At 70.1% G+C, this 11970-nt stretch carries 7 protein-coding genes and 1 pseudogene; 3 read left to right on the top strand and 5 right to left on the bottom strand.

Annotation, left to right across the window (positions count from 1 at the left end; translation table 11 throughout):
• Positions 1-467, top strand: a pseudogene (locus I6U14_RS10755) (hypothetical protein); the annotation flags it as partial.
• Here I6U14_RS10755 and I6U14_RS10750 read toward each other — a convergent pair.
• Positions 428-1489: an NAD(P)H-dependent oxidoreductase subunit E gene (locus I6U14_RS10750; protein WP_296899208.1), complete on the bottom strand. Its 1062-nt coding sequence runs from the start codon at positions 1487-1489 to the stop codon at positions 428-430. The pseudogene I6U14_RS10755 and the gene I6U14_RS10750 overlap by 40 nt on opposite strands.
• A 317-nt stretch (positions 1490-1806) precedes the next feature.
• Between I6U14_RS10750 and I6U14_RS10745 the strand changes: the two genes are divergently transcribed.
• Both I6U14_RS10745 and I6U14_RS10740 read left to right on the top strand, forming a co-directional pair.
• Complete coding sequence (locus tag I6U14_RS10745; RefSeq protein WP_296899207.1) at positions 1807-3135, top strand: DegQ family serine endoprotease; 1329 nt, start codon at positions 1807-1809, stop codon at positions 3133-3135.
• Between the two features lie 22 nt (positions 3136-3157).
• Positions 3158-4207: a DUF72 domain-containing protein gene (locus tag I6U14_RS10740; protein WP_296899206.1), complete on the top strand. Its 1050-nt coding sequence runs from the start codon at positions 3158-3160 to the stop codon at positions 4205-4207.
• A 134-nt stretch (positions 4208-4341) separates the two neighbouring features.
• Here the strand turns inward: I6U14_RS10740 and cbiB are convergent, their stop codons facing one another.
• From cbiB to I6U14_RS10720, 4 genes are all read right to left on the bottom strand, one after another.
• The gene (cbiB, locus tag I6U14_RS10735) at positions 4342-5292 is read right to left on the bottom strand and encodes an adenosylcobinamide-phosphate synthase CbiB (RefSeq protein ID WP_296899205.1); all 951 of its coding nucleotides are present in this window, start codon (positions 5290-5292) and stop codon (positions 4342-4344) included.
• Between the two features lie 222 nt (positions 5293-5514).
• Positions 5515-7506, bottom strand: coding sequence for an exodeoxyribonuclease V subunit alpha (gene recD / locus I6U14_RS10730; RefSeq protein ID WP_296899203.1), 1992 nt, complete (start codon positions 7504-7506; stop codon positions 5515-5517).
• Positions 7503-11279 carry an exodeoxyribonuclease V subunit beta gene (gene recB / locus I6U14_RS10725; protein ID WP_296899201.1) on the bottom strand — a complete coding sequence of 1259 codons (3777 nt, stop codon included), beginning with the start codon at positions 11277-11279 and terminating at the stop codon, positions 7503-7505. Before recB ends, recD begins: the two co-directional genes overlap by 4 nt.
• The coding region (locus tag I6U14_RS10720; protein WP_296899198.1) for a hypothetical protein at positions 11276-11970 on the bottom strand (695 nt) is incomplete at its 5' end. The genes recB and I6U14_RS10720, both read right to left, overlap by 4 nt.

Here is an 11970-nt window from a genome sequence, read left to right as displayed (position 1 = left end):
GCGCGGCCACCAGGGTGGGTGGCCGGTCCTGGGCGTTGGCCGGCGGCGACCTCGACGGCCGCGCCGGGATCAGCGGGTGGCTCGGCGGCGAGGGCGCTGACCACGTCCGCGCCCTCGTCGCGGTGCGGGTCGCCGGCGCGCTGGACGGGGGCGATCGGGCCGCCGCGCTCGGGGGCGGACGCTTTTTGATCTGGACGCCCCTCGACCTGGTTCCCGAGGACGCGCTGGTGCGGATCCGGCGCGTGCTCCAGGCGCTGGCCCGGCCGTTCGCGGTCGGGGGCGAACGCCTCGGGCTCTCCGCCTCCGCCGGCCTGGCGCTCCCTCCCGCCCACGCCGCCGTGGTCCGTGCCGTGGATCCTTCCCTGTCCGGTGAGGGCGGGGGCTTGCGGGTGAGTCCGGCCTTGCCTTCGAGTTGTTGTAGGCGCGCTTACTCGTCGCCGCATATGGAGGCGCCGGCGCCTAGATGAATCCCGATGTCGAAGTCGAATCCGCCGCCCGGGCCTTGTCCCGCGCCGATAGCGGTGCCGAGCAGACCCTGCGCGCGACGACGCGCGAGCACGGCCTCCAGGTGCTCCAGCAGATAGCGATACTCGCCGCGCAGGTACAGAAAACCGGTCTTGGCGCCCACAACGCCCGCGGCCAGCGTCATACCTTCGAACACCAAATCTGCATAGGCCGTCAGCAGCACCCGATCTTTGAAGGTGCCGGGCTCGCCCTCGTCTGCATTGCAGACGATGACCTTATCCGGGTTGGCCGCCTCGCGGCAGAAGCGCCACTTGAGCGCCGTGGTAAAGCCGGCGCCGCCGCGACCGCGAAGCCCCGCCCGCTCGATCTCGGCCAGCACCGCCGGGCCGCCTTGGCCGAAGAGCGCCGCAAGGCCTGCGTTGCGCGCTTCCAGGTCCGCAAGCAGGAGCCCCGGCCGGTGCACGTTATTCGATACCGCAAAGAACGCCTGCGGCCAGTGTGCGAGCGGCCGGTCCGCTTCCACCAGCGCGGCGATCTCGCGGATGCGTCCGGCATCCAGCCGCGTCAGCGCCAGCCCGTTCACCAGCGCCGCGGGGCCCTGGTCGCACATGCCGGTACAGGAGGTGAGGTCCACCGTCACCCGCCCGTCCGCGCGTGGCTCGCCGGGGCGCACGCCCAAGGCCTCGCAGAGCTGGGTCATCAGCGCGGCGTTCCCCAGCATGTGGTCGGTGATGTTGTTGCTGATCCGGATATCGAAGCGCCCGCGCGGGGTCCGATGCAGGAAGGCGTAGAAGTCGATGGCGGCCAGCATTTGTGCCCGGGTAACGCCAAGCTCAGCCACCAGCCGGCTGATGGCGGCCTCCGGCACATAGGAGAAGGCCTGCTGCTGGGCGATCAGGTGCTGGAGCACCGTATCCGGTTCGCGGCCCAAGGCTGCCAAGGAGCCGCGCAGTATGCGCTCGATGCGCTCCGGCTCTGCGGCGGCGACACCATATTCCGCAACCGGAACTGAGACTGGGCTCATGCGACCTCCCGCGTGCGCTCACGAACGCCGCACAAGCGCAACAGATGGTCATGCGGCGTCAAACCCCTGTTTGAGTATAGTCATGGTTTTCCGCAATGCTTGCAGGAGGAACCTTGATCCTCACCGGCGAGCGGGCGCAGTAGCCACAGCATCGGGCGCCGCCCGCAACATGAGCCATTGCCGAGCCCGAACAGTCGACGCACCCTAACCGAACGATGATGAGCCGAAGCACCGACTACCTGCCAATCCCAACGTGCCATAGCCAACATGCACACCAGCAACACCGCCGGCGCTACTGGCTGAGCGCAGCCCTGCTGATGCTGTGCGCTGCCATCGTCACACCCCCCGGCCAAACCGCTCTGCCGACGGCCGTCGCCGGCCAGAAGCTGCCGAGCCTCGCGCCGATGCTCGAGCGCGTCATGCCGGGCGTGGTCAACGTCTCCACCGTGACCCGCACCGAGATCACAGATCATCCGCTGCTGCGGGACCCCTTCTTCCGGCGGTTCTTCGATATTCCCGGCCAACCCCGGGAGCGCGAGAGCCAGAGCCTGGGGTCTGGGGTGGTCATCGACGGCGAGCGCGGCATCATCGCCACCAACCACCACGTGGTACATGGCGCTGACGAGATCCGCCTCACCCTGCACGACGGCCGGCGGGTGGACGCGCGGCTCATCGGCTCCGACCCCGAGACGGACATTGCCGTGCTCCAGGCCGAGGCCGACGATCTTCCGCCCGTACCCTTGGCTGACTCGGACGTTCTCAAGGTCGGGGACTTTGTGGTCGCCATCGGCAGTCCTTTCGGGCTCGCCCAGACCGTTACGTCCGGCATCGTCAGCGCGTTGGGACGCACTGGGCTCGGTATAGAGGGCTACGAGAGCTTCATCCAGACCGATGCCTCCATCAATCCCGGCAACTCCGGCGGGCCACTGGTGAATCTGAACGGCGAGCTGGTAGGCATCAACACGGCCATCCTGGCGCCGGGCGGCGGCAACGTCGGTATTGGCTTCGCCATCCCGACCAACATGGCCCGCGCCGTCATCGAGCAGATCCTGGAGCATGGCACGGTGCGCCGAGGGCTCTTCGGTGCCGCCGCCCAGGACCTCACACCGGAGCTGGCGGAAGCCCTGGGAACGGACGAAACCCGCGGCGCTGTCATCTCCAACGTGGAAAGCGGTTCCGCCGCCGAGCGCGCCGGTCTCAAGCCCGGCGACCTAGTGCTGGCGCTGGACGGCAAGCCCGTCAGCAGCTCCGCCGATCTGCGCACCCGCATCGGCCTGCTCCGCGCAGGCAGTGAGCTCAGGCTCTCGGTGCTGCGCCAGGGCCGGCGGCTGACGCTCACCGGCGAGGTTGAAGACCCCTTCGCCGACTTCGTACACGGCGAGGAGCTGCACCCGCAGCTGGAGGGCGCCCTGCTCGGTGAGCGCATCCGGGTGTCCATGCACGGGCGCCGACGTGTCGTGCAGGTGGGCCCGCTGCGCCCCGGCAGCCCGGCTTGGCTCGCCGGCCTGCGGGAAGGCGACCTGCTGCTTGGTGCCAACGGCTACGAGGTCGGCTCGCTCGACACCCTAGGCCGCGCACTGCAGGCCGGCATCGACCGCCTGCGTGTCGTGCGCGACGGCCAGCTGCTGCTGCTGGCACGGCGCTGATGACGCCCCCACTTGGCTCGGGATGAGTCAGCTCAGCCTCTTCGACGATCTGCCCGATCCCGCGCCTGCCGGGTCGGCGCGTGAGCCCAGTGCGGACGACAGCCCCAGCTCCGTCGCCGGCGGGCCGGACGACGCGCGGGCAGTCGCTGCTGCGAACCTGCCGACCGAGCTCACCGCCCTCGGCCGCCGCCTACCGGCCGGCCTTCGGCTCGGCACCTCCAGCTGGTCCTTTCCGGGCTGGGCCGGGCTCGTCTACGCGGGCCCCGAGCCCAAGGCTGTGCTCTCCCGCGATGGCCTCACCGCCTATGCGCACCATCCGCTCTTCGGCACCGTCGGCGTGGACAGCGGCTTCTACGCACCCCTGGATGCCCGCCGCCTCGCGCGCTGGGCAGCGCAGGTGCCAACGGGGTTTCGCTTTCTGGTGAAGGCGCCCGCCGCGGTCACCCAGCGCAACCGGCGCGAGCGCGACGGCCGCTGGCGGCACAACCCGGGGTTTTTGGACGTCGACACCGCACTGCACCAGGCGGTGGAGCCCTATGCGCCGGGCTTGGGCGAGCGCGCCGGGGTGCTCTTGTTCCAGTTCCCGCCCCAGGGCGCGCGCATCGACCCGCGCCGCTTCGCCGAGGCCATCTACCGCTTCCTCAAGCGCCTGCCGACCGGACCCACCTACGCCGTCGAGGTCCGCGATGCCCACCTGCTGACGCCGGACTTCGCCGCCGCCTTGCAGCACGGCGGCGCGGTGCCCTCCGTCGCGGCGCATCCGCGTGTGCCAGAGCTACGGGTGCAGGCATCGTTGTTCCCGGACGACGCCGAAGGCCCGCTCGTGATCCGCTGGCTTTTGCGCCGCAACCGCGGCTACGACGAGGCCCGGGACCGCTATGCGCCCTTCGACCAGCTCGCCGAGCCGGACCCGGACACCCGTGCCGACGTCCTCGGCCTTGCCGCCGCCGCACTGGCCCGCGGCCGCGAGGTCTACATCATCGTCAACAACAAGGCCGAGGGCTCGTCACCGCTCAGCCTGGTGGAGCTGGCTCGCGCGCTGGCAGCCAACAGATCGCCGGACGCAGAATGAGCACAAGGACCATCTATGGGGACAACAATTACGGGGACAGTATATTTAATCCATGGTTGTCGTCGTCAATATGGGAGCGCCTGGCCGGGTTTCGCATGCGCTCGATCGATCCGGCTGCCGCAAGTGGGGCAGCGTCAGGCTCGCACCACCAGGAACAGCCCCACCGCCGCCACGGCTGCCAGCACGGCAGCGACCGCCACCAGCCTCAGGGCCCGGCGCAGGTCGTCTCCGGTGAGGTTCGCGGGCCATGCGGCATCCCCCATCCACGCTTTGTCCCGCCACGCGCCGTGGTAGCTGACGGGCCCCGCCAGCCGCACCCTGAGCGCGCCGGCGACGGCGGCCTCGCTCCAGCCGGAGTTCGGGCTCGGCAGGACGCTGTGCCAGCGTCGCGCAGTCCACCACACGTCCCGCCAGTGCTCGCCCGTGAGCGCGGCGGCGGCGACGAACAGCGGTGCCGATAGCCGCGCAGGCAGCCAGTGCAGCAGATCATCGGCGCGTGCGGCGGCCCAGCCGAAGCGGCGATAACGCTCAGTGCGATAGCCCACCATGGAATCGAGGCTGGAGACCGCCTTGGTCACAATGAGTCCCGGCAGCCCGAACAGCGCCAGCGCCCACAGCGGTGTCAGGACGCCATCGGTGAGGTTCTCGGCCAGGCTCTCGATGGCTCCTCGCACCACCCCACCGCGGTCAAGTGCGTCGGTATCGCGGCTTACGAGCCAACGCAGCCGCTCCCGTGCCGCCGGCAGGTCATCCAGCACGGCGAGCACGCGGCGGCCATGGTCCAGCAGGTCCCGCGTGCAGAGCAGGCTGTAGGCGATGTAGCCGTCCCAGAGCCAGCCGAGCCCCGGATGCAGCGCCGCAAAGCCCAGGTGGACAAGCCACCATGCGCCAAGGGCACCCAAGGTGACGGCAAGCCCATGCAGCCCACCGGCGAGGCGGCCGTTCCAGCCGCGGGCGAAGAGCCAGTGCTCCAGCGCGATGCTGCCATGCCCCAGTACCCGGATGGGATGAAGCCGATAGTCCGGATCCCCCAGCAGCGCGTCGAGCAGTATCGCCGCGACCAACAGGGCAAGCTGGGGGTCCATCACGGGGTCCAGGAGCATGAATCGCTAAAAGGGGACAGTGTACTGATACCCATCGCACGCCAGTTTTCGGTTTGTCGTGCAAAAAACCTGCTGATCTGCCTTCTCCTCCTCGAACCTCGCCCATCGAAACTCGCTACTCTCCGATACAACTCAGGCGATTCGCGTCCCGTATTCGCCACGAGCAAGTTAAGTATACCGTCCCCATATCTTGACTTGCGACGTTTATCGCTCGCGCCGGACGTTGCTGCCGATGGGCTGCCAAGGCCAACCGAGTCGCTCCGCGAGCGCCGAAGTACGGTGCACGCGGGCGTTGCAGGCGCAGCGCAGCACGGCCTCGCCCGCGTGGACGGTCACCCGTTTGCGGGCGCGGGTGACGGCCGTGTAGAGCAGCTCGCGGGTGGCGAGCGGGTGCGGCTCAGGGGGCAGCACCAGCAGCACCTCGTCGAACTCGGAGCCCTGGCTTTTGTGCACGGTGAGCGCATAGGCGCAGACGTGGGGTGGAAGCTGGCGCACGGAGAGGGTGCGCAGGCTGCCGTCGGCGGCGCGGAAATGAGCCCGCAATCGACCGGCTGCGTCCTGCCAGAAGAGGCCCACGTCACCGTTATAGAGGCCCACCTCGTAATCGTTGGCGGTGATCATCACCGGCATGCCATGGTGGTGAGCCTCGGGGCTGCCGGCGCCGGATAAGGCCGGCCGCTCTGCATGCAGCCGCGCGGCAATGCGCGCGTTCAGGGTCTCCACACCGTAGGGGCCGCGGTGCAGCGCCGCGAGCATCCGGGCACGGTCCAACAGGTCCAGCGCGCACTCAGGGCCGGCAGCATTCAGCACCGGGGCGAAGCGCTCCACGGCCCAGTCGATGCACGCCGGATGCAGGCTGTCCGCGGGCGGCACCAGCCGGGCGATGTCCGAGTGCCCGTGGTCGTCCAGCAGCCTGAGTGACTCATCGCCGTCACCGGCGTTGACGGCCCGGGCCAGGGCACCGATGCCGCTGTCGGCGCCGAAGCGCCAGCTCTTGCGGAGCAGAGCCACAGCGCTGGCCGCCGGCGGCTCGGACGCCGCGGCGGGCAGTTCGGCCCTGCCCGGGTCTTCGAGCCGCGGGCCCGCGGCCGCGGCCAGCAGGTGCGCGGGCGCGGCGCCCACCCTGGCCAATAGGTCCAGCTGCTCTGGGGCGTAACGGATGGGCTGGCCGCGGCCCGTGATATCGCCGAGCACATTGCCCGCTTCCACCGAGGCCAGCTGGTCGCGGTCGCCGAGCAGCACGAGCCGCGCTGTAGCCGGCAGCGCCGCCAGCAGCCGGGCCATGAGCGGCAGGTCGATCATGGACGCCTCGTCCACCACCAGGCAGTCCACCGGCAGGGGATTGTCGGCATCGCGATGGAACAGGCCGTCTGCTCCGTACCCCAGAAGCCGATGGATGGTCTGGGCCTGCTCCGGAATGCGCGCCAGCACATCCGCAGCAGCACTGTCTCGGGCAGTGGTGGCGGCGGCGATACGCTGCTTGCCGCCGGCGATGGACTCGGTGAGCCGGGCCGCGGCCTTGCCGGTGGGCGCCGCCAGCGCAATGCGCAGGTCCGGTGCCTGCTGCAGCAGCAGCGCCAGTACCTTGACCACGGTGGTGGTCTTGCCGGTGCCGGGACCACCGGAGATCACCGCGAAGCGGCGTGAGACGGCGACGGCAGCGGCGATGCGCTGCCAGTCGGGCTCGTCAACAACGTCCCAGGGTGCAGGCGGAAAGAGGCGTTCCAGCCCGTCGGCGAGCCGCGCCGGATCCAGGTCCGCCGCCGGCTGCATGCGCGAGTGCAGCGCCGAGGCGACAGCAGCCTCGAAGTGCCAGTACTTGCCGAGGTAAAGCCGCGCGCGATGCCCGTCACCGTCCGCCACGCTGTCGAGGATCAGCGGCGCCTGCGCTCCAGGCCCGCCGACCCAGGGGCAGTCCCCCAGCGCTTCGAGCCAGTCACCGAGCGGCGGCGCCATCGGACCATCGGTCTCGGCGGCGGAATTCGCGAGGTCTTCCGCAAACAGCGGGCGCCCGGCGTGCTCGGCCAGGTCGACGCAGACGTCGCCGTCCAGGTTGCGCGCGCTCACCAGGGCTGCGCTCAGCGCCACGACACTATCCTCGGCAAGGCTGCAGCCGCGCGCCACAAATCCTGCAAAGTAGTAAGCCAGCGGCGGCAGCCGACCCGCCTCCATCAGCGCATACAGCGAGGGGCTCATGCCGCACCCTGCCCCGCCGCAGCGGACAGGCCCTGCGCAGCGTCGCCCCACGGCAGCACCTGCTCGTCCAGAGCATCGATGAGCGAAGGCTCCGGCCGCGTGAAAAAAACACCGCGCCCCGGTCCGGTCTCGGGGCGCATGCCGCGCATGAAGAGATAGTAGACCCCGCCAAAGTGACGCGCCGGGTCGTAGTCCGGCAACCGCGTGGCGAGCCAACGGTGCAGCGCCAGGGTGTAGAGCAGGTATTGCAGGTCGTAGCGGCGGGCGAGCATGGCCGCTTCCAAGGCAGCCGGCGCATAGTCGTCGAAACGCCGCCCGAGCAGGTTGCTCTTGTAGTCCGCAACGAAGAAACGCCCATCGTGCTCGAACACCAGATCGATGACGCCCGTCACCATGCCGGCGAAGTCGACGCCGGTGAGTGCCGGCACGGGCTGCCCCGCATGCTCGGCCAGCAGCCGGTTCAGCGCCCCGAGATCGGCGCGGTCTGTGGCGAGGTCGAAGGCCAGCTCGTTCAGGCGGCGCTCTGCCGGCAGATCCGCGAGCCGGAAGCCCTGTGCATCGAGCGGCGTCGCCACCGCGCGCTGCATCAGCAGGATGGTGTCCGGCCCGTGGCGGTGGTGATCGAGCCCGAAGCGCGCGGCATGGCGGGCGCTCAGCTGCTCGGCCTGCGCGGCGATGTCGCCGGTGAAGTCCAGATGCTCCAGCAGTAGGTGCAGGAAGGTGCCCACGTCGCTGCCGGCCGGGAAGCGCAGCGCCGGGTCGTCGTCCGGCGGTGCCGCCACCAGTGCTTCAACCTCTGGCAGCGACGCGCTCTGGGCCGCTGCGGACTCGTCATCGATGCGCTCGCCGAGCCCCGGCGGCGCCGCGTGCAGGTCGCGGGTCAGGGCCGAGAAGCTGGTGATGCGCCAGCGGGTGTCGATGTGGCCGCTGAAGGTGCGAGCGGCAGGCGGCTCGCGTTCCTCGGCAGCAACGAGTCCACCGGCCGCCAGCGCTTGCGGCAGCTCCGTGACGGTGATGGCACCGTCTGCGGCCTCAGCCAGCGCGTCCAGGTCCGGCTCCAGTGCATCGAGGCCGGCGAAGGCATCCGGCGGACCCTCCGTGAGGGCCGCGGCGTCCTGGTGCGGATGCAGCAGCCAGCCCAGCGCGGAGCGGCTCGCGTCTGTGCCACGGCTCGCGCTGCCCGCGCGGCCCCAGACGACGTAAACAGCCGACTCGGCCCGGGTCAGCGCAACATAGGCCAGACGCACGTCTTCCGCGAGGCGCTCTCGCTCGGCGAGGTGCAAGTGCGCATCTTGGTCGTCAGAGCCGATGTCGAGGCAGCGTACATGGTCGTCCGTCCGGTGGAAGCGCAGCGGCCTGTCTTTATTGGTGACCTTGCAGTTCCAGAGGTCCGGCAGGAAGACCACCGGGTACTGAAGCCCCTTGGCGGCATGCATGGTGACGATCTGCACCAGGTCCGCATCGCTCTCCAGGCGCAGCATCAGCTCGTCGCCGGCGCGCTCCGTATGCTCCCGGCGCTGGTTGCGGAACCAGCCGAGCAGCGCGTCCATGCCGGCCTCGGCGCGGGCCGCCTGCTGCAGCAGCTCGCCCAGGTGCAGCAGGTTGGTGAGGCGGCGCTCGGCATCGTCGCCGGCGGCGAGGCGCTCGGCGATGCCGGCGGGCGAGACCGGATGCGCAGCACCTTTGCCGTCGGCCGGAGTGACCCCCGTGTGCCATAACAGCTGCTGGAACAGAGCCATGAAGCCCTGCCGCTGCCAGGCCTGCTGCAGGGCCAGCAGCCGGTCCACCCAGTCCGCCCAGGCGTGCTCGTCGGCGGCAATGCGGGCGATCTCCGCATAGCCCAGCCCGAGCAGCGGGGAGGCGAGGGCCTGGCGGGCGAGCTGGCGGTCGCGCGGGTCGAGGGCCGCCGCCAGCAGCGGCTCCAGCGCCGCGGCCTCGTCGCTGAGATAGACACTGTCCCGGGCGACGGAGCCGGCGCTGATGCCACGCGCTGCCAGCGCTTGGCGGAGCGCGGTGCCGTCCCGGCGGGTGCGTACCAGCACGGCGATGTCCTTCGGCGCCAGCGGGCCTTCTTCAACCACCTTGCCGTTGGCATCCCGCTTGACCAGGTGGACCGTCCCGGCGCGTGCCCCCGCCAGCAGCCGGACGATCTCCCCGGCGACGGCGGCGTGGGCCATCACCGTCGCCTCGTCCTTGCTCGGCGGCTTCGGCTCGCCCTTCTTGTTCGGCACCAGCGGCACCGTCCACAACGTCAGCGCAGGCCGGTCCGCGTCGCCGTCCACCAGGTGGCGATGGGCCTTGTCCGCCGCCAAGCTCGGGACGAAGCCGATGGTGTCGCCAAACACGAAGGCGTCATGCTCACGGCGCGAAAAAACGGCATTCACCGCCCGCACCGCAGCAGGCGTGGAGCGCCAATTCTCGAGCAGGGTCCAACGGGCCCCGCCGTCCAGGCGCTGTTGGGCCTGCATGTAGGTAAAGATGTCGCCGCCGCGGAAGCTGTAGATGGCCTGCTTGGGATCACCGATGAGCAGGAGCCCCTTGCCCGGCCCATCAAGGTAGAGCCGGCGGAAGATGACCCATTGCAGCGGGTCCGTGTCCTGGAACTCGTCGATCATGGCCACCGGGAAGCGCTCGGTGACGGCAGCGGCGAGCGCGTCGCCGCCCTCACCTTCCAACGCATCGCGAAGGTGGGTCAACATGTCGTCATATGACAGGAGTCCCGCGTCCGACTTCGCCTTCCGGACCTGCTTCCGGGCAAAGGCGGCGGCGTCCGCCAGGGCCGCGGCGCGCAGGTCGCGGTGGATGGCTTCTAGCGCGGTGCGGATCTCGGCGCAGCGGCTGAAGAACGGGTCGTCCAGGGCCGGGTCGGTCTTGTTCTTTTTGAGCTGGGCCTGGATTACCTCAGCATCGAGGGCTTGGAAACAGGTCGGCGGCGGCCTCATCGGATCAGCAGCAAGGTAGTCGTCAAGCTCGGCCAGGCTCGCTGCCAGCACGTCCGGGTGGAAAGGTGTCTTCTGGGCTCGCTTCAGGGCCGGGCTGCCGAGCAACGCTGCCGATAACCGCGCTCGCTCCTGTCGCCACTCCGCGGCGATGCCAGCCAATTGCGGCAGCAACGCGTCGAAACGCCCCAGCACGCCGGGTGCGTCGAACACCGCAGGCAGCAGCGCGGGCTGCGGATTGCTCAGCAGGGGGTCGAGCTGCCGGCGGAAGCCGTCCAAATCCCCAACCGCGGATTGGAAGAGCTCGGCCTCCGCGGCGGTGAGCGGATAGGCCGTGCGCCGCCACCAGTCCTGCACCGCGGTGCGCCACAGCTCGCTGTCATCGGTGAGGACCTCGAGGCCAAAGCCCTGGCCGCTGTTGAAGGCAAACTCCGTCAGCGCCCGCTGGCAGAAGCCGTGGATGCTGAGCACCGCGGCCTCGTCCATGGCGCGCACGGCGAGCCTGAGGCGGCGGATGGCGACGTCCAGCTCAGGACCGGCGCGCAGCTGCGCCGCCAGCATCTGCAGGAACTCGTCATCGCTCGTACTCCCCTGCTCCAGCAGCGACAGCGCCTGGGACAGCCGGGCTCGCAGACGCCCGCGCAGCTCATCGGTGGCGGCGTTGGTGAAGGTGACCACCAGCACCTCACTCACCTCGCGGCCGTCCAAGATCTGCCGCAGATACAGGTTGGCGATGCTGTAGGTCTTGCCCGTGCCGGCGCTGGCCTCGATGAGGTGTGCGCCGGTGAGCGGGAAGCTCAGCATGGCCGGGTTGTCCAGCGTCCTAGGGCTCATGCGTCCGCTCCCGTCGCCAGCAGTGGGCCGTAGAGGGCGAGGGCCAGGCGCGCGAAATCGGGGTGGGCCAGCGGGTCGCCGGTCACGTCACGGAGCACCAGCTGCACATAGGGGTCGTCGCGGTCGCCGGGAATGTCGTTGAAGCTGTTGCCGTCCCAGGCAGTCCTTGCCGCGCTGTACGCCCGGCCCTGCGCAGCCTCGTCGTCATCGTCCCAGCGCTCGGCGAGCGCGAAGCTGGACTCGCGGAAAATGGGCAGCGGGCGCTGCATGCCCTGCCGGTAGAGGGTCACCAGCTCGCACAGCCGGGCGCGGGCCTCGGTCTGCGGCAGGGGGGCGGCGAGCACGAAGCCTTTTTCCTGGCCGAGCAGCCAGGAAGGCTCAGGCTCGCTCACTAGGTTCGCATCCGCCACCGCCCAACGCCCCAGGTGCGCAAGCCAGAGCCTGAGCCGGTCCTCGCCGCGCAGCTTGCCGGCGCGCCAGCGCATGAGCCCGAGGCCAGGGTAGAGACCGCCCACCTGACCCGTGAGCCGCCAAGGGCCGGCGGGGTCGTCGGCGCAGGTGAGGTCCAAATCCAGCCGGGCGGCGGTCTGCCCGACGCAGGGCGCCAGATGCTCTTGCAGCCCGACAAGGCTCTGCTGCTGCTGGTCCAACGCTAAGGCGCCGAAGGCGCCGTGGGGCAGCAGGCCCGCGG

Source organism: Thiohalocapsa sp. (genome assembly GCF_019695415.1).
Classification (GTDB): Bacteria; Pseudomonadota; Gammaproteobacteria; order Chromatiales; family Chromatiaceae; genus Thiohalocapsa.
The sequence above is the reverse complement of the archived record's forward strand: the minus strand, read 5'-3'. Positions and strand labels throughout refer to the sequence as shown.

Excerpts from the sequence above, each read along its gene's own strand:
- I6U14_RS10750 (WP_296899208.1), bottom strand. The coding sequence starts at position 1,489 with ATGAGCCCAGTCTCAGTTCCGGTTGCGGAATATGGTGTCGCCGCCGCA.
- I6U14_RS10745 (WP_296899207.1), top strand. The coding sequence starts at position 1,807 with ATGCTGTGCGCTGCCATCGTCACACCCCCCGGCCAAACCGCTCTGCCG.
- I6U14_RS10740 (WP_296899206.1), top strand. The coding sequence starts at position 3,158 with ATGAGTCAGCTCAGCCTCTTCGACGATCTGCCCGATCCCGCGCCTGCC.
- cbiB (WP_296899205.1), bottom strand. The coding sequence starts at position 5,292 with ATGGACCCCCAGCTTGCCCTGTTGGTCGCGGCGATACTGCTCGACGCG.
- recD (WP_296899203.1), bottom strand. The coding sequence starts at position 7,506 with ATGAGCCCCTCGCTGTATGCGCTGATGGAGGCGGGTCGGCTGCCGCCG.
- recB (WP_296899201.1), bottom strand. The coding sequence starts at position 11,279 with ATGAGCCCTAGGACGCTGGACAACCCGGCCATGCTGAGCTTCCCGCTC.